Source organism: Dictyobacter halimunensis, from assembly GCF_036245075.1.
Genome location: NZ_BSRI01000001.1, coordinates 2,064,274 through 2,084,922 on the forward strand (window position 1 = coordinate 2,064,274; position 20,649 = coordinate 2,084,922).

Here is a 20,649-nt window from a genome sequence, read left to right on the forward strand (position 1 = left end):
ATAACACACGATATTATGTTCGCGCCAATGCTTTATAAGCTGCGTCTCATCTCTATAAATTCTCGCTCGCCATAACGTTCGCTTTTCTGTATATAGCTTCCACTTCGCTTGAAGCCGACCTTCTCGTATAGGCGAATGGCCCGCTGATTAAAGGGCAGTACAAAGAGGCGTACCTGCTCCGGGGCAAAGCGTTCTCTGGCGAATTCCAATATGGCCGTCACGAATGCCGTCCCCAATCCCTGACCGGTCAAATCTGGTCGCATCCCCAGACCAATGGCGATCGTCTTCTGATCCTCGTCGTAAATGGCTGGGGTAGTGCTCGACCAGACCAGGGCAGAGGTGCCAAAGCTGGCAAAGCCGATCAATTGCTCTTCTTCATCCCTGACCGTGTAGTGTGGGCTGCGCGGGTCCAGCATTTCAGCCAGAGCATCATCGACATCAGCATCCACCATATTATAGATGTCATATGGTTCTTCATAACGCCATTGAGCTATGAGACGCACATCCTGTTCAGTCATGGGTACGAATTTAAAGGTCATCTCCACTTACTTTCTAACAATCATTTCTATCTTGAATATCTTCAATAGTATGCTAAAATTCGCAGCCTTTTTCAAGAAAAGTTTTTTGAGGATGCTGCTGCTATGCTCCTGCGGTTCTACCTCTCTGTCGTTGATGGCGGTAAGAAGTAAATGTGTAAAGCTCTGGTCTGGTCAATCTCCTGCTTGACTTTTTGAATCAACATATGGTATTGTTGCATCTGTAATTACTACATGTTGTGCACTATCGCAATAAAATACAGAAAAGCTCATAGGGCCAGGCTGTCGTGGTCTGGGTACAATGGGGAAAGTCCGGTGTGATTCCGGCGCTGTCGCGCAACGGTAAGGCGGAGGATATGTGATCCGCTAAGCCCGAATGCCCACCTGTGATGCTATGGATTGATCCCTTCGCGTGAAAGGGTAAGACCAGCAGGGGCCTGTGTCTGCTTTGTTTGCATACCTGTCAGACAGTTTTCGCCTTGTTGCCTGTCGGCCTGTTCTCGCGTGGGAACAGGTTTTTTGTTGTCTGTGGAGGTATGTGTTATGATTCCAAGCCGGTTTTCCGAGTCATTCTCGGCGCCGAATATGCCATCGATTACTCTTGATGTGCCCATGCTTATCACCGAGGCATGTCGCGACCTCGCTCCCGATGTGGATGAGGTACGACTGCTTGCCAGTGTGCAGGCTACCATCTATCCAGGAGCATCGCAAGACGAGGTGTGGCAGGCGCTGGTAATGTCAGCGCGGGCCTGTATCGAGTTGGAGCCCGCCTATACGTTTGTGGCGGCCCGTTTTTTGCTGCTTTCCCTTTACAATACGCTCCAGCCTGAGGAATCCCCTCAATTGGGACTGAGTGATGCCTCTGCGTTCTATGCCGATTATTTTGGAACCTATGTGCGACGAGGCATTGAAACACATCTGCTCGATCCTCGCCTGGCTGAATTTGACTTGCCCAGGCTTGCGGGTGCGATCAGACCTGAGCGCGATCTATTCTTTGCTTATCCTGGACTGCAAACGTTGTATGATCGCTATCTATTGCAGTACGAAGGCCGACGCTTTGAGCTTCCTCAATTGCTCTGGATGCGTGTGGCGATGGGCCTGGCCCTGCGCGAAGAGCACAAGGAGGCGCGGGCGATCGAGTTTTATGAGCTGATCTCGCAGTTTCATTTTACGCCCGCTACGCCTACACTCTTTAATGCTGGTACCTCTCATCCTCAACTGTCATCCTGCTATCTGACCACTGTGCAGGATGACCTGCGGTATATCTTCAAGAGTATTCAGGATAATGCTTTGCTTTCCAAATGGGCAGGTGGACTGGGAAATGATTGGACAAATGTACGGGCATCAGGTTCTCATATCAAAGGTACCAATGGCACCAGTCAGGGAATTATACCGTTTCTCAAGGTGGCGAACGATACTGCGGTCGCTGTCAATCAGGGCGGTAAGCGTAAGGGGGCCGTCTGCGCGTATCTGGAGAACTGGCACCTGGATATCGAGGATTTTCTGGATCTGCGCCGTAATACCGGTGATGAACGGCGGCGCGCCCACGATATGAATACCGCCTGCTGGATCTCTGATGAGTTTATGCGCCGTGTACAACAGGGTGATAATTGGACCCTGTTTAGCCCTGATGAGGTGTCTGACCTGCACAATCTCTATGGAGAGGCGTTCGCCCGGCGCTATCGGGAGTATGAACAGCTGGCGGATGAGGGCGGCGTGAGGCAGTTCAGACGCCTGCCGGCACTGGATCTGTGGCGTAAGATGTTGACCCGGCTGTTTGAGACAGGTCATCCGTGGTTGACGTGGAAGGACGCGGCCAATGTGCGCTCGACCCAGGATCATGCAGGGGTGATTCATAGCAGCAATCTTTGTACCGAGATCTTGCTTAATACTTCAGCAGAAGAGACGGCTGTCTGCAACCTTGGTTCGCTCAATCTGGCGGCCCACCTTGTCGGTAATCAATTGGATCTGCCCCGACTGCGTTCAACTATCTCGACTGCGGTGCGTATGCTGGATAATGTAATTGATATCAACTATTATCCTACGCCGGAGGCGCGCCAGGCCAATCTGCGCCATCGTCCGATTGGCCTGGGGTTGATGGGCTTTCAGGATGCTCTCTATCGTCTGGGTATGAGCTATGCCAGCCACGAGGCGGTCGAGTTCGCCGATCATAGTATGGAGGCTATCTCCTACTATGCCATTCTGGCCTCTACGGAACTGGCGGCCGAGCGTGGGTGCTATGCCAGTTATCAGGGCTCTAAATGGCAGCGTGGCCTGCTGCCATTGGATAGCATTGCCCTGCTTGAGCAGGAGCGTGGCGAGCCGCTTGAGATGGATCGTAGTACGCGTCTGGATTGGTGGGTTGTGCGCACTGCCATCCAGCGGTATGGCATGCGCAATAGCAACGTGCTGGCTATCGCTCCCACTGCTACCATCTCTACCATTGTCGGCATTAGTCAATCAATCGAGCCAGAATACAAAAATTTGTACGTCAAGAGCAATCTCTCTGGTGAATTTACCACTATTAATACGTTCCTGGTCAATGATCTGAAGCAGGCGGGTCTGTGGAACGCTGATCTGCTGGAGATGCTGAAGTATTACGATGGCTCGCTGGCGGCGATGACGCCGTTGCCTGTGGAGCTCAAACTGCGCTACCAGACCGCGTTCGAGATCGATGCTTCCTGGCTGATTGAGTGCTCCAGCCGCCGGCAAAAATGGATCGATATGGGGCAGTCGCTGAATCTCTATCTGGTCGAGCCGGGCGGCAAGAAACTACACGATATCTATACCCTGGCCTGGCGCAAAGGGTTAAAGACCACTTACTATTTGCGTACGGTGGCGGCGACCCAGATTGAAAAATCAACTATTGATGTCAATCGCTGGGGCATTCAACCACGCTGGATGAAGAACAGCAGCCCCTCTAGCACCATTCAGGTAACTCGCGAATCCGCGGCTAAACCGTTTGCCTGCTCACTCGATGATCAGTGCGAGGCGTGCCAGTAATTTGGCAATCAGAAATGAGGTTAAAGTATGAGCATTTCGTTTGAAGATGAATCAGCCGTGGAGCAGAAGCGATTATTGAATGGTCGCCAGGTGACCGTGAATCAACTGTTGCCGCTGAAGTATCACTGGGCCTGGGAGCACTATCTGAATGGTTGCGCCAATCATTGGATGCCCAATGAGGTTCCCATGAATAAGGATATTGAGATCTGGCGTGGCGCGTCCCTTAGCGAGGCTGAGCGCCTGGTTATTATACGCAACCTTGGCTTTTTTGCGACCGCTGAAAGCCTGGTGGGCAATAACCTGGTACTGGCAATCTTTAAGCATGTGACCAATGCCGAGTGTCGACAATACCTGCTGCGCCAGGCCTTTGAAGAGGCGGTCCATTCGCATGCTTTTCTGTATATAGTTGAAAGTCTGGGGCTCGATGAGCGCGAAATCTTTACCATGTATCACACTATCCCTGCGATCGCGCGTAAAGATGGTTTCGAGATGAAGTTGACCTCGGCGCTGCTGGACCCCAGTTTTTCAACGGAGACACTAGAGGGGGCACAGACCTTTCTGCAGAATCTGATCGGTTACTATGTCATTATGGAGGGCATCTTTTTCTATAGCGGCTTCGCTATGATCCTTTCGTTTCATCGCCGTAATAAAATGACCGGTATTGGCGAGCAGTTCCAGTATATCTTGCGTGATGAGACTATTCATCTGAACTTCGGCATTGATTTGATCAATGGTATCAAAGCTGAGCAGCCGGAGATCTGGACCCCTGTGTTCCAGCGGCATATCCTGACCTTGATTCAAGAAGCAGTGGAACTGGAGATCGCTTACGCGCAGGATTGTTTGCCGCAGGGTATCCTGGGACTGCAGCCGGACGCGTTCCGCCACTATGTACAGCATATCGCCGATCGTCGCCTGGAGCGTATTGGTCTGCCAGTGCACTATCATTCACCCCATCCTTTTCCCTGGATGAGTGAGACCATTGATTTGAGCAAAGAAAAGAACTTCTTTGAAACCCGGGTGACTGAATATCAGTCCGGGGCCACATTGCGCTGGGACTAGGTTATATTGCGCATACCAGCGAGGTCCTCCCCATCATGGGAGGACCTCGCTCTTTGCTTAATCTCCGCGCATAGCGTGATCGATGGTAGAAGGGGTGGAGGGCAGGAAATGATCCCAGGCGCTGGTCTGCCAGTCGTCAACGCGCTCACCCCTTTGGATCCAGTCGGGTAGTGGTATCAGTAGATGTTCGGAGAGGGAGACGAGGAACGGTTCATAGGTGCTGCGAATCTCCGCCAGTCGTCGCTCTGCTGTCTCCTCATTCGTGAAGACCAGCCCCGCTTCGGCTAGCTGCTCGCGCAGTGCAATGAAGTCTTCTGACGATAGCCTTTTGCCGTCACGGGTTGGTGGTGTGCCATAGGTCTGCGCCAGGTCGACCGCGGCATGGCGCGCGATGGCAAAGGTAAATTTCATCGGTTTGACCGGCAACTGCTCAATGCCGACCAGGGCCAGGGCGCCGGCATCCAGTACGGTTGTGAGGGCGGCTAACCAGGACTGGCGTTCATGCTGCGAACGGTAGTAGGTCAGGACCGGGTATGAAATATGGCTTTCGAGCAGCTCGGCGCACCATTTTTCCCAATCGCGCATAAACTGGAGGAGCTCGTCTGGAAAGTGACTGTGAGAGTGCCTCCTGAGCAGCTCCAGCGCCGTTGGAGGGGAGCCCGCTCGCGCGTCTAGCAGGGTGATATTTGTTTCGCGGCGCGAAAAAGCCTGATAGATAACGGGAAGATAGCCGATAATCAAGGCCAGAAAGGCCAGTCCAAATCCTGCTTCTATGGCGACCAGCCCTCTACCCATGCTGGAAAGGGGGATGACATCTCCCAATCCGAGCGTCACAAAGGTGGTGCCGCTCATGTAGACATAGGTTGCGAAGGAAATGGATGTATCGGGTGAGTGGAGCGGCGAGGCCAGGCCCCATTGTAGCAAAGCAAAGCTAAAGACGAAGCCAGAGGCCCATACCGCCAGCAGGAGCAGCAGGGAGAGCGGGCCGTAATAACTTAAATATTGGCCGCGTCGGCCATTGGGACGCATTTTGCGCGCCAGGGCCGACCATAGCTGCCATGTAGCGCTGTAAAAGAGCCGGGCCAGACGAAACTTTCGTGCTACTCGCCTCGGCAGAACCACGGTCTCAAAGCCATCTTGCGCAATCACCACAATAAGTAGTATGCCGATAATGATTGCAATAATCCGCATAAGTTGTCCTCATCTTAAAACTCGGTTTTGTGGAGACCCCTGACTTCAGTCATGGGGAGGAAACAAAGCCGCCCCATACGCATTAAGTTAAGACCCAGTCGAGTCCTTCAAGGAGGATCTGAGCCAGACAGGGTTCAGCTACTCGACGATGGACCCGACAGCCCGATTGCATCATGGCACGCCCTTTGCGGATCACCTGATGCAAGTGACGAGTGCCAGAGAGCACCTCCAAGAGATCTAAAGCGAGAGCGCGAACGACGGCAGCAGCTTTGAACAAACTGCGCCAGGGATCGTGCCAGCAGCCAAACAAGAGGAGCCAATGTTGAATGACTACGGCAATCAATTTCGCGTACAGTTCGCACAACGCCTGCCAGGGCAGAGCCGAGCGCCAGGTGTCAAGGTGACCATGACTCTTCCAGAGTTTGAAAAGCAACTCGATCAGCCAGCGTTGGCGCAGCAAGATGAGCGCCTGCTCGGCAGAGATCTGCCTGGCCGAAGTATTGGTGACAATCAAGGTCCACTCGGCCAGCTTCCACTGCACCTCGCTCACGATTTTCCCTTTGTCGGTAGCCTCCTTCTTCAGGTGCTCACGCCGCTGCTCGGCGACCTCGGGTGGCACGCGCATCATGATCAAGCGCACCGGCAGAGGTTCCTGTTTGCCCAGCGACACGTACAGAATCTTGATCTGTCCACACGTTCGAGGCAAAGCGGTTTCCAGATCGATACGGTGGCCTTGCCGATCATAGAACACGGTGTTGGCCTTTGGATGCAGGCAAAAGCGCACACCCTGCTCGGACAACTCGCGCAAGCGAGCGAGACTCCAATATCCGCGGTCGGCCACATACAAACTTCCAGCCGACACGATCTGCTCTCTCAGTGGCCCATGCAGTTCATGCACGCGCCCAGCCGACAGATACGGACCAAGGAGCCAGCCATGTTTGAGGTCCAAGCGCACATGCAACTTGAGAGCAGAAGCCGTATGTGCCGTCGTAGTCGCACTGCCTCCCCCGCATCCGGGCCACAGATCCGCCAGTTCTTCCGGCAGGACGATGGTCGAGGCATCTTCCAGAATCACGTGCTTAAAGCGCTTGAACATGGCCACGGGGACCGCTTTGACCGTGACCACCTGCTGCACCAACTCCCAGAGGACTGCTTGCAGAAAGGTCGCTGCTGCTTGGGTGCACCGTTGGTGCAGGCCCGATGCACTGATCTGTACCCCGCAAATGTGCGCACCTTGCGTCAATTGTTCCAAGCTCGCTTCCGGCTGATGCAGATGGCCCAATGCCATCACCTGCACAAACGTGGCTCCTGTCAGTTTGCGCTCGCGTTTGACAAAGCCAGTTTCTTTGGCCAGCACGTTCGCTCGCTCATTCAAGATCTGGTTCAACATGGCTTCACACTGTGTTACACTCGTCGTCATAGGGCTCCTCGGCTGATGAAATGTTTGATTTCTTCATCTTCCGCTCAGGAGCTTTCTTTTGTCAGCAGACCTAAACTTAATGCCTATGGGGCTACGAGGAGACCACCATCGCCGATATCGCCAGGGAGGCGAATACCGCGGTTGGTACGGTCTACCTCTATTTTCGCAATAAGCGCGATGTGTATACAGCCGTGGCGGTTGACGTGGGCGAGATGATTGCCGCATCGTTTCTGGATCCAAAGCTACAAAGCCTGCCTTTTGCCCAGATTCCAAGGGCGCTGGTGGATGGTATTTTTCGGGTCAGTCGCGAACAGAGAAACTTGATCACTTTTTTGCAGACCGATATGCAGTCTTCAGAAGAGATGTTGCAGCATAAAGATTCCAATGATCGCATCAGCACGATACTGGCCGAGATTTTTCAGCGCGCCATTGATCGTGGCGAACTGGCCCCGTTTCATACAGAGATGTATTCACGGCTGCTATGTTTATTGGGCGACAATGTGATGTATCAGTGCTTCGCGGTCGAAAATGGCGAGCGTGAGGAACTCTACCATGACTATCTTATTGAGATGGTTGAGCGCCTGTTCCTGGGCCCCTCTTTACGTGAAGGCCCGAAGCGATCCTCAGCAGATAGCTAAATGCTCGTATCTAAAAACTACAACCTTTTCCGCTATGCGGCGTAATCTCTAATGAATGAAGTTCATTCATTAGAGTCATTGCCCGCGTACTGCATGTGCGTGCGCGCAAGCGGACGCCCGTGCGTACCCCTGTAGATCCATTCTAAATATTATTGATGGCTATTGGTGAATGAACTTCATTCACCAATGAAGGAGTAGAATTATGAATTCGGTAGACCAGCAAGCACAGGCTCTCCCATACGATGCTATTCCCTATGTAACTATGCCAGATGATTACCAATTGCACCTTGGTGATGGCATTGATGGAGGGGATATCGCCAGCCAGCGCTGGATCAAAGGTTTTGAGGTCCGCGCGACCAGTGATGGGTTGGATTAAAATCTGTTTGTCATCTGAGGCTTTGCTACTGTTGGTATTCGAATTGGTGGTAGCCGGTGCCGTACCGCCGCAGGCTGCGAGCAGCACAGCTATGATACATAGCAGGGCTGGAAGCAAACGGCGACTGGACAATGCATGTGATTTCATGAGTGTCTCCTGACTCTACGAGGTGAAAATTTCGGGCTGAAATAATTCCTTTACCAAAACTCTTCACTGTATACTACGCTTTTGCCCGATTAAATCTCTCACGTAATATAAATACATATAGAAGTATAGACAACATAGCCACTGCATGTGCTCAAAAAATGGAGCTATTTTCTATCCTGCCGCCTCTCTTCACTCTCAATGCGGGAGAACCCTGCACCCCTTAAGTTAGTACATAGGGCCGGGTGCTATAATAGAGCCAAAAATAATATAGAAAAGGTATATATATGAAGATTAGTAGAGAGGATATTGAGCAGGCGGCCCGGCGCGTGGCCGCTTATGTGCGGCAAACCCCTGTCATCTCGCTTGAGCGCGGTATCTGGAACTGTCCCGGCCATCTTTCATTGAAGTTGGAGCAGCTCCAGCATTCGGGCTCGTTCAAGGCGCGGGGAGCCTTTAACCGGCTTCTGTCGCAGCCGGTTCCTCAGGCGGGCGTGATCGCTGCCTCCGGTGGCAACCACGGCGCGGCGGTGGCTTACGCGGCCCAGCAGCTGGGATATCACGCAGAGATATTTGTACCTGAGATCTCGGCGCGCGTGAAGGTGGAGCGTCTGCGCTCGTATGGGGCTGATGTGCATATTGTTGGGGCGACATATGCCGATGCATGGCTGGCCAGTGAGCAGCGGGCCAGGGAGACGGGCGCGCTGGTGGTTCATGCCTACAATCAACCAGAGGTGGTGGCGGGCCAGGGAACGGTGGGTTATGAGTTGTCGCGGCAACTGCCGGATCTGGATACACTGCTGGTGGCTGTGGGCGGTGGAGGTCTGATTGGTGGGATCGCCAGCTGGTTTCAAAATACGGTGCGCGTGATTGGCGTTGAGACCGGAGGAACCGCCAGTATGTATCGGGCTTTACAGTCCGGCGCCCCGGTCGATGTAGAAATTCATGGCCTGGCGGCGGATGCGCTGGGGGCGAGACGCGTGGGCGAACTGGCCTTCGAGATCGCGCAGCGCTATGTGGAACGCGTTGTGCTGGTGGACGATGAGGCCGTGGCCCGCGCTCAGCTGTCTCTGTGGAACGATCTGCGTCTGGTCGCTGAACCCTCGGCGGCGGCCGGCATCGCGGCCCTGCAGGCCGGTGCTTATAAGCCCGCGCCCGATGAGCACGTCGGCGTCCTCATCTGCGGCGGCAATGCCCAGCTGGAAGCCTTTCTAATCAAGTGAGCATCTCTGTATCAAAAGAGCGGTACCAGGAAGTTATTTCTGTATTAGTACAATACAGAAATAACTTCCTGTTCACGTTAGCCAATTTCTTGCTGAGCACCTTCTTGTGGGATGGAGTCTTCTTCTGGCCTGGATAGCCATTCTGTTCCCCAGCGTTCGATGGCTTCAACAACCTCGCTGAGGGCTTTGCCCTTCTCGGTCAGTTCATATTCAATGCGTACCGGTATCTCATTGAAGACCGTTCTTTTGATGATCTCCTGCTCTTCCAATTCTCGCAAACGTAGGGATAGCACCCGGTCACTGATATGACCAACCATGCGCGCGATTTCACTGTAGTGGCACGGTCCCATCAGCAATACTCTAAGGATGAGTGGCGTCCAGCGCTTGCTTATCAGGTTGGCCGCCTGCTGATAGCGTGTGCACATCGGCCTGTCTTCTGCCATGATTTATAAGTCCCCTACATATTTTTTATCCTGGCTATTCTGCCATTATACTAACATAAAATTAGTAACTTGACAAATATTAGATCGTAGTGTATCATACTTTCATCGTAGACGTTACTAACAATAAGTAAGTATAGATTCCATCTCCTGGAGTCGAAAGGAAATAGCATAATGTCTTTATCAATTGGCCTTCTTATCTTGCGCCTTGTGGTTGGCCTGTTGTTGATGGGCCATGGTGCGCAGAAGCTTTTTGGCTGGTTTGGCGGACATGGCTTTGCCGGAACGACGGGCTGGTTGAAGTCACAGGGTTTTGTCCCGGCCGCGTTCTGGACTGTGCTGGGCGCTGGCGGTGAGTTCGTGGGTGGCCTGCTCTTTGTTCTGGGATTGCTGACGCCTCTGGCCGCGATTGCGATTATTGCCAGCATGTTGATGGCGGTGGTTCGTTTCCACTGGTCAAGTGGCCTGTGGTCGACCCAGGGTGGCTATGAGTATCCTCTGGTGCTGATGTTCGTAGGTCTGGCTGTCGCTTTAACCGGACCAGGTGCCTATGCGCTTGATGCCCTGATCGGTTTCGCGCTCCCTGCGGTGCTGTTCTGGATTTTGTTGCTGGTGGCTATCGTAGTGGTTGTCGTTGGCACGATCAGCAGTAATCGGCAGGCCGCGCAACAGGTTTCGCGCCAAAAGGTTGCCTGATAGGCAGACTGGCTACATAATTTGACTGGTTAAAAAGGTCATCTTCAAGGCATGGTCACATGCCACGGGGATGGCTTTTTTTATCAAAGCGCGCCGTAAAACCCCTGGCTTTAGCCATGAGGAGAGAAGGCGCGTTCCTTTTGGTGGCGCGATGGGGGCATGGTACTGTTGACTTTTTACACAGTATAGGTTACCATGTAAAGTATGAGTACACAGAAACGCGCCTACAAATTCAGATGCTACCCGACCGACGAGCAAAAACAGATGCTTGCTCGGACGTTTGGCTGTGTACGCTTTACCTACAACTGGGCCTTACGCCTCAAAACGGATGCCTTTTACAAAGAACACACGCGTCTGTACTACAAAGACCTTTCTTCGCTGCTCACTGAGCTCAAAAAACAGGATGACTATCGCTGGCTGAATGAGGTATCCAGTGTTCCCGTCCAACAGGCATTGCGCCACCTCGACAAGGCATTCATCAATTTCTTTGAGGGTCGCGGCAAGTATCCGACCTTTAAAAAGAAACGGATGTGGATATATCTTCGCATCCCTCACGCTCGACGTACGCCAGTGGACGTGTCCAGAATGTGACGTGCATCATGAGCGAGATATGAATGCGGCAAAAAATATAAGGTCCGTGGGGCTCACGGTCCTCAATGCCTGTGGAGAGGCCGTCAGACCGGGGGCGGTGAAAACCAACCCCGGCAAGTCTCAGCGAAGCAGGAAACCCCGCAAGTGATTGTGGGAATCCCCCGGCGAGAGCCGTGGGGAGGATGTCAAGTGGATTACGCGGTGATCGGCAGTGAGAACCAGAAAGTTGAACCTTTTCCCTGTTTGCTAATGAGGCCGATCTTGCCATGGTGGCGTTCAACAATCGTACGGCAGATATAGAGTCCCAATCCCAGTCCCGTACCTGAGCCATACTGTACTTCGATGCCTTTGGCGCGGTAGAAGCGCTCCCAGACATGCTCCTGAGCCTCTGGCGAAAGACCTGGACCCTCATCGTGTACCTCTACACGCGCCTGCCCCCGACCGGTCTTCAGATAGACATCCACCTGGCATTCCAGGGGAGAATATTTAAGCGCGTTGGTAACGTAGTTATGAATGACCATGCTGATGCGATCGACATCAGCATGGATGGGTATGGATTTGGTGGCTGGCAGGCATAGGTTGATCCGCCTGTCTGGCGTTACTTTCTGTAGATCTTCAACTGTGGTGCATACGATCTCTTTCAAGTCGCATGGCTGTGTGGTAATGATAAATTTATCGGCGCGGATGCGTGATGCGTCTAACAGGTCGCCGATCATACGGTCTAGCGTTAGAGAGCGGTTTAAGGCATCCTGAAGTGGTTGTTGAATACGTTCATTCTCGCTCAACATAGATACTTCGATGGTCTCGACGCCTTGCTTCTTGAGCTTCTCTATGCGGCGTAACACTAGCTGTACATTGCCATAAATACCGGTGAGGGGGGTACGTAACTCGTGGCTGGCGATTCCGAGGAATGTGTCAAAGCGGTGATTGAGCTCCTGCAGGGCTATCTCATTGGAATGCGCCTGGGCCCATTCATCTGAGATCCGTACCCGTTCGATAGCCAGCGCATTCAGCTTGGCGATGGCTTTGATCACGGCGATTTCTTCCTGTGTATACGGGCGCTTCTCATCCCTATCGATAAAGCAGATCCCAATCAGCTGCGTGCCCATTACCATCGGCGCCGTGAGCAGGTTAGACATGCCGAAGGTAGATCGTCCTTTAAAGGGTTGTTGTCTTACATTGTGTACGATAGCGCGGTTGGCATAGAGGTTATGGATATCCGCGTCATCGAAATAGTCCGCCAGCATTGATTTGCTGACTTCCTTTTGGGCCGCCTTTGCCTGTTCAAGGGGGAGCCCGCTAATACCCAGCAGTTGTAGTCGCTGGGATGGGGCCACGGACGAGATTCCCACCAGGCGACATTCAAGAACCTGGTGGAGAATCTCTGCCAGGTATTGTGCGGTGGAGTTGCTGCCTGGAAAAAGATCAGCATTTGTTTTGTGCGTGCTAGAGCCCTGTTCGGGGATGCGTACGATCTCTTCTGCGACCACGAGTAGCGATGCCAGGGTCTGCAGAGCCTGGCGCGATTGTTGGCGCTGCTCTGTAACGTCTCGGAAGACACATACGCCCCCTACCATCTTTCCATGCTGATCAAGAACCTGTGAGGCTGCTATGTTGAGCTGTTTCTCGCTGCCAGATGGCATCTGTATGATGATATCCCGCGTTTGATCGCTGTTATAACTGTCCGAGTTGCTCATGGCATGGTCGAGCCAGAGTTGCTGCGCGACGAGCTGATTTCTATTTTCATCAAAAATGTGGTGGTGATCAAAAAGCTGGAAGCACTTATGACCTATCACGCTTTGTGCTGAATCACATTCAAAGAGGGACAGCGCGGCCGGATTAATGTGGAGTATCGCTCCGTCCAGATCGTAGACAAAAACCGCATCTGTAATAGCTTTGAATACGGCTTCGAGCCACTGGGCTAACCCCTTTACTTCGGAAGGTTCACCTGCTGTATTGTCCATCGTCTCTCTTCTCTCGTGTAACGCGTAAAGTAGTCAGATTGATCTACCATATTATTGATGGGATTTATGACCTTCGCGTAGTGATACATAAATGCTACTTCGCAGATAGCATTTATTGCTGTACACAATTGACCTACGATGCATCAAAGTGACATAAATAATAATAATGTATCTACTTTGATTATGCATACATTTGACAGTACATCATATTCGTGAAGTGGTAGAGGATGTCAAGCTTATCCATGCAAGAACCGCACTCGCGCTATATCGATGCGGCACAGACAACATCCATAGCTCGTGTGCTGTATCGATGCGGCACAGACAACATCCATATGTGAGTTGGTGCGACATGAGCGCATTCGCGCTCATGTCGCACCAACTCACGTAAACCAAAGGCGGCCGCGTATGCGGCCGCCCGTTCGGGAGCGCGTACGCTCCCTCATTCTAATACGATTCTTTGGCGTGCACGCCAACCATCATCCCTTTTTTGAACATACGATCGCGCGTCTCCTGTGGCTGCCGCATGCGTGTGGTGAGTACGACACGTTGCTGAGCAGCCTGACCCCGCTGCAGGTCGCCAGCTGTCTCGATCTGCTTGAAGATCATCATACCCTTTTTGAACTGTACCATACTTTCACCTCTTCGCCTGAATGTCTGTTTAATGACGTTAGATTTCTAACACAGACCCTTGACGGTCGAGCCAACCATCATCCCTTTTTTGAACATACGACCATTGGACTGACGGACCTGCTGGATCTGCGTGCCGAGCACAACGCGCTGCTGAGCAGCCTGGTTGAATTTTAAACCTGTTGTCTGCTCAACCTGATTAAAGACCATCATACCTTTCTTGAATTGGATCATATGTTCACCTCATTCTCACTTGTGGCCGGATGCCGATTTACACTATTGCTACGGCTAGCGGGGCGGTCGTTGCGTTCACGACTTCGGTATTTTCGCTTTACCTGTTTCTCTGTTCTACTAAACTATTCTGTTTTGCCCGCTCAAAAACGGTAATTTTTCCAGCATTTCTATCACCTTTTTCGATTTCTCCTCCGCTTTCACCTGGCCGCGGAAGGCATCTCAATTGAGCGCGAAAGAGTACCAGATTACACTATAAGTGTAAAAAGTTGCGTGTATAGATCGATCCATGATACGCAATTATTGCGGCATAGATCGTCTACCGGCCTGCAGTTAGCGTTGATGTGCTGACTGTAGCGAGCGGTTCTCTTTTCTAGCGGGCATTAAAAAACAAAATTGGGAAAATGTACCTCAGACACCATTCAGGTCGTCACACGAGGCAAAGACATAAGAGAGCTGACGAAGTCGCCTTTATAGGTTCGAGCAACCGGCGTCCGATTGATAGATGCCTTTACCACTCAGGTCTGTCAGACATCTTTCAGCAAAGAGGTATAAGTGATGGGATATCAAGACAGACGAGGTGCGCCAACTAAAAAGCATTGATGCCTTCATGTGGTTTTCCCCTCTCTTTCTATCTTGATACTTAAAAAGTAGCAGAATCTTTTCTTTCGTTATTGTATAGTACAAAGATAGCATAAGGCACAACCATTGTCAAGCTAATTACGGACAAAATTGACAAATATTTCACTTATGTAAAAAAATGTCGTCACATTCATTTCATAAAATGGGGTTTATTTTGTAATGTTGAATGGAGCATTACAAAATAAACAGTTATCCTTTTAGGTAGTAGCGCATGAGGTGGCGGCCAGCAGGGCGTCTAAGGCTGAGCATTGGCGGGCGGCATCGCTGCTATCGGGCGGTTCGGACCACTTGAGCCCAAACTGGTAGTTGCCGGGGGGATTGTTGGAGACGATGGCTCTGGCATTGTTGTGCATGAAGCGCTGGTAGCTGGCCTTTGGCAGTACCGTATAGAGGTTGGCCAGGTTGCGCATAAAGATGCCTTTGAATTGAGGTCCGTCCGCTCCGCAGTCACCATCTTCGCAGGGTTCACGCAGGATGCCATTGCGATCTACCAGGATGGCTATGGTGGCGTCGGCGATGCGTTCGGCCACGTCAAGATAGGCATGGTCGTTCGTGATGCGATACATCTCCGTCAGGCCACCCAGAATGACGCCCTGATTGTAGGTCCAGGTGACGTCGCCGTTGTTCTGGCAGAATTCATCCAAGCCGTCGTTGACCAGGTAGTTGTGATTAATGAGGCCGCTGCGCCAGAACCAGAGCCAACTCTGATAGGCGCGTCCGAGGTAGTAGGTGCGCGCGACCTCATCCGCTACACGGTGCTGGAGGTAGGCGGCGACCGTAAAGAAGAGCTCATTGGCGATGGCATTTTTATACGTGCGTTCCTTGGACCACCAGATGCCACCTCCACAGTAGCCATCCCAACCGCCCTCCATATCCGCGAAAATAGTGCGGGCCATCGCTAAATATGCTGGCTCTCCGATCTGGTCATAGGCTTTAATCCAGGCCAGCGCCCACCAGCCTTCGTCATCATAAAAGTCGTTGATGAAATTGCCGCCGCGGTGCTTTGCAAAGATCTCGCGTATAGTATTCAGGTAGACGGGATTATGGGTACGTCCCAGGTAGTCAGAAAGCGTCCAGACTATGTTGGCGGCATTCCACCATCCGGTACTCTCCCATAAGCCGCGTTTGGGATTATACCACTGCTGAAGCGCGGTTAGTCCACCCTCTATATGCGATTGATAGTTATACATGGAAGCGCCCCCTGTAATACCTGTGCGTTACTCTGATATGCATTGCCCCTACCCTCTGTTCACGCCCCAGCCCCGGTCGCGTTACAGGGCACTGCATGAACGTGCGCTGCCCATAAATTTTTCCTGTTATGTCGATAGCGGAGCTTTTTTGCTTGACACAGGAAAATGGGAATGGTACACTCTTGCTATATCAATGCACTCAAAGGAGGTAAAGATGAAATTGTTCACCGTCATGATTACACCCTCCGCTCGTTCTGGGCGTGCGTTCCTGCCCGTGAGGTCGGGGTCCGCCCGGAGGTAAGTGCATCTTTTCACCACCATCATCCATATCATTCCCCTTGTGATGACGCGGAGATAGGGATACTTTGTGCCCGGCGCAGGTATCGCTGTCTTCAGATCGCACGCGCGCTACTTGATGGACCACTGCTGCACTTTGCCGCCTGTGGTTTTTTATGAGCAGTAGATCACAGGTACAGAGCTTCCCAGGTGTGTGCCGTGGTCGCGCTGTGCCCGCGTGAATCCCATTTCCTTGTTGTGCATGTCCGCTCTCTATGCGCCTGCGCTTCAAGCGACCACCAGCCAGTGTCCTTGTGCCACACCAATCTGCTCCCAGCTTCCACTATTCAGTACCCGCATGGGTATAGAGGATCAACTATGCATGTTTTTTGTGTGCTCACACGTCGCATGTGTGATGTACCCGCCGCCGGATGTGGCAACGTTGTTTTGTGTGTAAACAGGGAAAAGGAGCATGGGTTATGGTAAAGAAATATTCAAAGCAGCACTATCAAGATCATATTGACCTGGAAGGAGATGAGGAGGTGCCGGCGCGTTGGGAGCCCATTCGGCGTCCCGAGGTCCATGTGAAGCAGACAAAGAAGAGCAGCTATGAGAGCAACGCCGACGTGCAGCGCTGGCTGAAGGAGCAGGGGATCGATGTTAACCAGCCTACGGTCTTCAATCCTACTTTCCTTTCCTCCCAGCGCGATGCTCCCTGGATTCTGTCGTCGTTGACTCCTCTCTACGAGCAGAAGTTGATCCTGGATATCCTGCACGTGGTCAAGAGTGGTAAGGAGGCGACCGTCTTTTGCTGCTCGGGCCATCCTGATACCGATCGCCAATACCTGGCGGTCAAGGTGTATCGTCCGCGCATGTTTCGCAGCCTGAAGAACGACGCCGATTATCGCAATAATCGTACCCAGCGCGATGAGCAGGGCCAGGTGGCTCATGGTGAGAACCGCCTGCGCGGTGTGGCCCGTAAAACCGCGCGCGGTCACGCGGCCCGCGTGCAGTCCTGGATCGAGTACGAGTTTGAGACCCAGCTCAGACTCTTCCAGGCCGGCGTCCATGTACCTCGTCCGCTGGCATACGTCGGCAACGCTGTCCTGATGGATTACATCGGCAGTGAGGGGAACGCGGCTCCGTTGCTGCGCGATGTCAGACTGGCTGAGCAAGAGGTACAACCATTATTCGACCGTCTGCTGGCGGATATCGAGCTGTGCCTGGCTCATGGCCGTATCCATGGCGACCTTTCGGAATACAATATCCTCTACTGGCAGGGAGATGTAACGATCATCGACTTCGCCCAGGCCGTGGATACCATTCACGACGAGGTCTTCCCCATCTTTGCCCGTGACGTCGCTCGCGTCTGCCAGTACTTTGCCCGTTACGGCCTCGAACGCGACGCCGAACAGCTCGCCGCCCAGATCTGGACGCGCCACCTCGGCGGTCGCGTAGAAGACATAGTTCTATAAATAAAAGTTATGGTGTTTCACATGCCATGCGCTAATGCGCATAGCATGTAAAACACCTAAAAATATTGGAGTCGTCAGCGCCTTTATGCATATAAAATTTGGAGGAGGGTGCAGTATGGGGGGCGTTCACGCCCCCATACTGCACCCTCCTCAATAAAAGATTAGGGGCATCAGCGCCCCCAGGCTGGCTCTATGGAAAAAAAGCCCGCGCTGTGCGCGTCTCTATTCAGAGACCGCCAGCGCAATCTCATTCTCTTCTTCAGTGTCGATGATGCTCAGGAGTTTGAGCGAGGGAATCCAGAGTTCGGCGCTTTTCAGCTCGGCGCGCGGATGGGTGTTACCGACCGCGATGGCCGGGATGTGGGCGGTATGGGCCGCCTCAATGCCCGGCAGAGAATCTTCGATCACCAGGCACTCCTCGGGCTCAGCCCGCATCAGTTCAGCCGCTTTCAGATAGCCTTCTGGATCGGGTTTGCCTTGCTTGACGTCATGGGCCGAGATGAGCAGGCGCGGCAATGGCAGTTTTGCGGCTCGCAAGCGTGCCCGGGCCAGTGTGGCCGGACCCGAGGTGACGATGGCCCATTGCTCGGGCGCCAGCTGTGCTAACAGCTCAGTTGCCCCCTCCGTGGCTACGACGCCATTGGTGTCCAGCGTCTGTATATCATCCAGGTAGCGTGCCTCGTTGTCGGCTTGCAATTTCGGCGCCACCAGGCGAATCGTATCAATGGTGCGGCGTCCATGGATCGACGACAGTACTTGCTGAACGTCTAATTGATGCCGCTTGGCCCATTCACTCCAATGACGCTCTACGTTGGCGATCGAGTCGACCAGTACACCATCCAGATCAAATAGAAGTATACGGCAGATGAGAACTTTACTGTAATCTTTTTTCTTTGTCATAGGTAAATGTGCTTGGATTATCCTTTCTATTGCCTCGGGTCGTTTTGTTTGTAGTCTTTTAAGTTCATTGAATAAGTGAACGGGATATATGTTTGACTGTGGGGCTTCCAACCAGGACCATAGCGGAGCGGAGCTCTTGCTGCAAGATTTGCAGGACGTGTTTGACTCCTTCAGATCCTCCGACCGCCAGTCCCCATAAGATGGGCCGTCCAATCATGACCGCCTGGGCTCCCAGCGCCAGGGCCTTCAAAACATCGGTTCCGCGCCGTATCCCTCCATCCAGATAGACCGGGCACCGACCATCGACGGCCGCGACGATCTCTGGCAGGGCTTCGATGGGAGCAATGGCTCCGTCTAGCTGTCTCCCTCCGTGATTGGAGACGATAATACCTTCGACCCCGTGCTGTACCGCCAGCACGGCATCTTCCGCCGTCAAAATGCCTTTGAGTATGATCGGCAGGCTGGTCTGCGTGCGCAGCCAGGCGATGATGTCCCAACTCAGTGTGTGTCCCACATAGGCGGCACGCTCATCATCGTCGATACTGCCGTTAAGGCTATTGTGAACATTGCCAGTAAATGCCCCCGGATAATAGATTCGTTGGAAGCTGCCCATCTTGTTGCGTATATCACGCTCGCGCCGCGACAGCAGCGGCGTATCTACGGTCAGAACAATCGCCTGGTAGCCCGCTGCCTCGGCGCGCTTAACTAGCTGTCGCGCTTCGGGTTGGGAACGGATATAAAGCTGATACCAGCGCAATCCCTGGCTGACCTTGGCGACCTCTTCCATGCTGCGTGAGGCATCGTTGCTGACAATCATGCCACTACCCACCGCGTCGGCACCCTGTATGGTCTCACACTCTCCCTTGCTATGGGCCATGCCATGCGCCGCTGTGGGGGCGACCAGGATGGGCATCGAGAGCTCTCTTGTTAGTACGGATGTCGCGGTATTGCAGTTGTTGACATCTACCAGGACGCGAGGTCGCAAGCGCAGTTGGGCAAAGGCGGCGCGATTGTTCCGTAGAGAGATTTCGTCGTCGCTGCCCCCTTGATAGTAATCCCATACGGGTCTCTGTAGACGTTTCTGGGCGAGCATCTCATAATCATGCAGGTTGATCGGTTGCATCATACACTACTCCTAATCATCTTGAACGCTCTGAAGGCTGAGTTTTTTCTGCCTTTTACCTGCAGGGATACATTAGCGTGGGGCCCAGAGATAGGTCTGGATGCTGCAGCATTCCTGGAAGCCAAGTCGGGCATAGATGCTATAGCCGGTTGGCGAGGTCTGCAACACACCAATATTGTATCCTAAAGTGCGTGCGACTGATAGAGGGGCTAAAGAGATGGCGCTGCCGATGCCTTGCCCGCGCGCTTCTGGAAGGGTGCCAACGGAAAAGATGCCCGCGACTCCCGCGCCCAGAAAAATGGAAGAGGTGGCGACCGCTTTTCCGTGCAGGCGGCCGAGGAAACGCCGGTATGGCAGGTCTTTTCCCCAGCCCAGACATTGTTCAAATTTAATGTACTCGGGATCAATGTTGCTGGCGGCACCTCCAAAGGCAATGGAGGAGACCTCTATCCATTCGCTCAGGGCGGTGGCATTTTCTACTTCTTCGAGGCTAAAGCCATCGATGGCGGGCAGATCGGTTGGGAGTCGAGAGAGGTCGATCATCATTCCGGGCTCGCTGCCGTTATATTGCAATCCGCTACGTTTGAGATAATAGCCTAAATTGGCAGGTTGAGCATGGGGGAAAATCAACCACAACATTGGAATCTGACGCGCCTGAAATGGGAGCATGACCTCTTTGATACGGGTCATAATCGTCTGCTCATCCATCTTTACGCCCATCACAACATTGAGGGATGGTTGCGGTATGCCAGTAATGGCGGCAATATGATCAACGCTCTGATAGGCCTGAGCCCCGGGTATACAGCTACAGTACATAATAAATTCAATCAGGTTCTTCTCCATGGCCGCAATGACGCCTGGATAGCTGTTTTGCTGAAAAATCCTACCGCTCATGCTCATGCAG

At 52.8% G+C, this 20,649-nt stretch carries 18 protein-coding genes, 2 pseudogenes and 1 riboswitch; of the genes and pseudogenes, 9 read left to right on the forward strand and 11 right to left on the reverse strand.

What is annotated here, in order from left to right; translation table 11 throughout:
* Positions 1–32: 32 nt before the first annotated feature.
* Positions 33–539 (reverse strand): GNAT family N-acetyltransferase, encoded by a 507-nt coding sequence (locus AABA21_RS08200; protein ID WP_338248757.1) that lies wholly within the window; start codon positions 537–539, stop codon positions 33–35.
* Between the two features lie 253 nt (positions 540–792).
* Positions 793–938, forward strand: a riboswitch (cobalamin riboswitch).
* Positions 939–1,079: 141 nt separating this feature from the next.
* On the opposite strand from AABA21_RS08200, the gene AABA21_RS08205 reads away from it, so the two are divergent.
* Both AABA21_RS08205 and AABA21_RS08210 read left to right on the forward strand, forming a co-directional pair.
* The gene (locus AABA21_RS08205; RefSeq protein WP_338248759.1) at positions 1,080–3,539 is read left to right on the forward strand and encodes a ribonucleoside-diphosphate reductase subunit alpha; all 2,460 of its coding nucleotides are present in this window, start codon (positions 1,080–1,082) and stop codon (positions 3,537–3,539) included.
* Between the two features lie 27 nt (positions 3,540–3,566).
* Positions 3,567–4,598 (forward strand): ribonucleotide-diphosphate reductase subunit beta, encoded by a 1,032-nt coding sequence (locus tag AABA21_RS08210; protein WP_338248761.1) that lies wholly within the window; start codon positions 3,567–3,569, stop codon positions 4,596–4,598.
* Positions 4,599–4,655: 57 nt separating this feature from the next.
* On the opposite strand, the gene AABA21_RS08215 is transcribed toward AABA21_RS08210, so the two are convergent.
* Together AABA21_RS08215 and AABA21_RS08220 are read right to left on the reverse strand one after the other, a co-directional pair.
* Positions 4,656–5,789, reverse strand: a complete 1,134-nt coding sequence (locus tag AABA21_RS08215; RefSeq protein WP_338248763.1) for a potassium channel family protein — start codon at positions 5,787–5,789, stop codon at positions 4,656–4,658.
* Positions 5,790–5,871: 82 nt separating this feature from the next.
* The gene (locus tag AABA21_RS08220; RefSeq protein WP_338248766.1) at positions 5,872–7,209 is read right to left on the reverse strand and encodes an IS4 family transposase; all 1,338 of its coding nucleotides are present in this window, start codon (positions 7,207–7,209) and stop codon (positions 5,872–5,874) included.
* Positions 7,210–7,310: 101 nt separating this feature from the next.
* On the opposite strand from AABA21_RS08220, the pseudogene AABA21_RS08225 reads away from it, so the two are divergent.
* The 3 genes and pseudogenes from AABA21_RS08225 to AABA21_RS08235 all read left to right on the forward strand — a co-directional run.
* A pseudogene (locus AABA21_RS08225) lies at positions 7,311–7,847 on the forward strand (TetR/AcrR family transcriptional regulator); the annotation flags it as partial.
* 202 nt (positions 7,848–8,049) lie between these two features.
* Positions 8,050–8,223, forward strand: a complete 174-nt coding sequence (locus tag AABA21_RS08230) for a hypothetical protein (protein ID WP_338248768.1) — start codon at positions 8,050–8,052, stop codon at positions 8,221–8,223.
* A 431-nt stretch (positions 8,224–8,654) separates the two neighbouring features.
* Positions 8,655–9,590 (forward strand): threonine/serine dehydratase, encoded by a 936-nt coding sequence (locus tag AABA21_RS08235; protein ID WP_338248668.1) that lies wholly within the window; start codon positions 8,655–8,657, stop codon positions 9,588–9,590.
* Between the two features lie 77 nt (positions 9,591–9,667).
* On the opposite strand, the gene AABA21_RS08240 is transcribed toward AABA21_RS08235, so the two are convergent.
* Complete coding sequence (locus AABA21_RS08240; RefSeq protein ID WP_338248670.1) at positions 9,668–10,033, reverse strand: winged helix-turn-helix transcriptional regulator; 366 nt, start codon at positions 10,031–10,033, stop codon at positions 9,668–9,670.
* Positions 10,034–10,204: 171 nt separating this feature from the next.
* On the opposite strand from AABA21_RS08240, the gene AABA21_RS08245 reads away from it, so the two are divergent.
* From AABA21_RS08245 to AABA21_RS08255, 3 genes and pseudogenes are all read left to right on the forward strand, one after another.
* Positions 10,205–10,726 carry a DoxX family protein gene (locus tag AABA21_RS08245; RefSeq protein ID WP_338248671.1) on the forward strand — a complete coding sequence of 174 codons (522 nt, stop codon included), beginning with the start codon at positions 10,205–10,207 and terminating at the stop codon, positions 10,724–10,726.
* A 204-nt stretch (positions 10,727–10,930) separates the two neighbouring features.
* A pseudogene (locus AABA21_RS08250) lies at positions 10,931–11,254 on the forward strand (RNA-guided endonuclease InsQ/TnpB family protein); the annotation flags it as partial.
* Complete coding sequence (locus AABA21_RS08255; protein ID WP_479430355.1) at positions 11,148–11,465, forward strand: zinc ribbon domain-containing protein; 318 nt, start codon at positions 11,148–11,150, stop codon at positions 11,463–11,465. The pseudogene AABA21_RS08250 and the gene AABA21_RS08255, both read left to right, overlap by 107 nt.
* A 46-nt stretch (positions 11,466–11,511) precedes the next feature.
* Here AABA21_RS08255 and AABA21_RS08260 read toward each other — a convergent pair whose 3' ends face one another.
* From AABA21_RS08260 to AABA21_RS08275, 4 genes are all read right to left on the reverse strand, one after another.
* Entirely contained in the window at positions 11,512–13,281 is a 1,770-nt protein-coding gene (locus AABA21_RS08260; protein WP_338248679.1) for a sensor histidine kinase, read from the reverse strand.
* A gap of 444 nt (positions 13,282–13,725) precedes the next feature.
* Entirely contained in the window at positions 13,726–13,911 is a 186-nt protein-coding gene (locus AABA21_RS08265; protein WP_338248681.1) for a hypothetical protein, read from the reverse strand.
* Between the two features lie 45 nt (positions 13,912–13,956).
* On the reverse strand, positions 13,957–14,142 hold the full coding sequence (locus tag AABA21_RS08270) for a hypothetical protein (protein ID WP_126601241.1): 186 nt from the start codon (positions 14,140–14,142) through the stop codon (positions 13,957–13,959).
* A gap of 836 nt (positions 14,143–14,978) precedes the next feature.
* Positions 14,979–15,971 carry a glycoside hydrolase family 76 protein gene (locus tag AABA21_RS08275; RefSeq protein WP_338248685.1) on the reverse strand — a complete coding sequence of 331 codons (993 nt, stop codon included), beginning with the start codon at positions 15,969–15,971 and terminating at the stop codon, positions 14,979–14,981.
* Positions 15,972–16,726: 755 nt separating this feature from the next.
* Here AABA21_RS08275 and AABA21_RS08280 point away from each other — a divergent pair.
* Complete coding sequence (locus AABA21_RS08280; RefSeq protein WP_338248687.1) at positions 16,727–17,722, forward strand: RIO1 family regulatory kinase/ATPase domain-containing protein; 996 nt, start codon at positions 16,727–16,729, stop codon at positions 17,720–17,722.
* Between the two features lie 222 nt (positions 17,723–17,944).
* On the opposite strand, the gene AABA21_RS08285 is transcribed toward AABA21_RS08280, so the two are convergent.
* The 3 genes from AABA21_RS08285 to AABA21_RS08295 all read right to left on the reverse strand — a co-directional run bounded on the left by AABA21_RS08285 (position 17,945) and on the right by AABA21_RS08295 (position 20,639).
* A complete protein-coding gene (locus AABA21_RS08285) occupies positions 17,945–18,622 on the reverse strand; it encodes an HAD-IA family hydrolase (RefSeq protein WP_338248771.1) in 678 nt (225 codons plus the stop codon).
* Between the two features lie 64 nt (positions 18,623–18,686).
* A complete protein-coding gene (locus AABA21_RS08290) occupies positions 18,687–19,748 on the reverse strand; it encodes an alpha-hydroxy acid oxidase (protein WP_338248689.1) in 1,062 nt (353 codons plus the stop codon).
* A gap of 69 nt (positions 19,749–19,817) precedes the next feature.
* Positions 19,818–20,639 (reverse strand): GNAT family N-acetyltransferase, encoded by an 822-nt coding sequence (locus AABA21_RS08295; RefSeq protein WP_338248691.1) that lies wholly within the window; start codon positions 20,637–20,639, stop codon positions 19,818–19,820.
* Between the last annotated feature and the right edge of the window lie 10 nt (positions 20,640–20,649).

What these genes read in the sequence shown, in the direction of transcription:
- AABA21_RS08200 (WP_338248757.1), bottom strand. Translation starts at nt 539, where the DNA reads ATGACCTTTAAATTCGTACCCATGACTGAACAGGATGTGCGTCTCATA.
- AABA21_RS08205 (WP_338248759.1), top strand. Translation starts at nt 1,080, where the DNA reads ATGATTCCAAGCCGGTTTTCCGAGTCATTCTCGGCGCCGAATATGCCA.
- AABA21_RS08210 (WP_338248761.1), top strand. Translation starts at nt 3,567, where the DNA reads ATGAGCATTTCGTTTGAAGATGAATCAGCCGTGGAGCAGAAGCGATTA.
- AABA21_RS08215 (WP_338248763.1), bottom strand. Translation starts at nt 5,789, where the DNA reads ATGCGGATTATTGCAATCATTATCGGCATACTACTTATTGTGGTGATT.
- AABA21_RS08220 (WP_338248766.1), bottom strand. Translation starts at nt 7,209, where the DNA reads ATGACGACGAGTGTAACACAGTGTGAAGCCATGTTGAACCAGATCTTG.
- AABA21_RS08230 (WP_338248768.1), top strand. Translation starts at nt 8,050, where the DNA reads ATGAATTCGGTAGACCAGCAAGCACAGGCTCTCCCATACGATGCTATT.
- AABA21_RS08235 (WP_338248668.1), top strand. Translation starts at nt 8,655, where the DNA reads ATGAAGATTAGTAGAGAGGATATTGAGCAGGCGGCCCGGCGCGTGGCC.
- AABA21_RS08240 (WP_338248670.1), bottom strand. Translation starts at nt 10,033, where the DNA reads ATGGCAGAAGACAGGCCGATGTGCACACGCTATCAGCAGGCGGCCAAC.
- AABA21_RS08245 (WP_338248671.1), top strand. Translation starts at nt 10,205, where the DNA reads ATGTCTTTATCAATTGGCCTTCTTATCTTGCGCCTTGTGGTTGGCCTG.
- AABA21_RS08255 (WP_479430355.1), top strand. Translation starts at nt 11,148, where the DNA reads ATGAGGTATCCAGTGTTCCCGTCCAACAGGCATTGCGCCACCTCGACA.
- AABA21_RS08260 (WP_338248679.1), bottom strand. Translation starts at nt 13,281, where the DNA reads ATGGACAATACAGCAGGTGAACCTTCCGAAGTAAAGGGGTTAGCCCAG.
- AABA21_RS08265 (WP_338248681.1), bottom strand. Translation starts at nt 13,911, where the DNA reads ATGGTACAGTTCAAAAAGGGTATGATGATCTTCAAGCAGATCGAGACA.
- AABA21_RS08270 (WP_126601241.1), bottom strand. Translation starts at nt 14,142, where the DNA reads ATGATCCAATTCAAGAAAGGTATGATGGTCTTTAATCAGGTTGAGCAG.
- AABA21_RS08275 (WP_338248685.1), bottom strand. Translation starts at nt 15,971, where the DNA reads ATGTATAACTATCAATCGCATATAGAGGGTGGACTAACCGCGCTTCAG.
- AABA21_RS08280 (WP_338248687.1), top strand. Translation starts at nt 16,727, where the DNA reads ATGGTAAAGAAATATTCAAAGCAGCACTATCAAGATCATATTGACCTG.
- AABA21_RS08285 (WP_338248771.1), bottom strand. Translation starts at nt 18,622, where the DNA reads ATGACAAAGAAAAAAGATTACAGTAAAGTTCTCATCTGCCGTATACTT.
- AABA21_RS08290 (WP_338248689.1), bottom strand. Translation starts at nt 19,748, where the DNA reads ATGATGCAACCGATCAACCTGCATGATTATGAGATGCTCGCCCAGAAA.
- AABA21_RS08295 (WP_338248691.1), bottom strand. Translation starts at nt 20,639, where the DNA reads ATGAGCGGTAGGATTTTTCAGCAAAACAGCTATCCAGGCGTCATTGCG.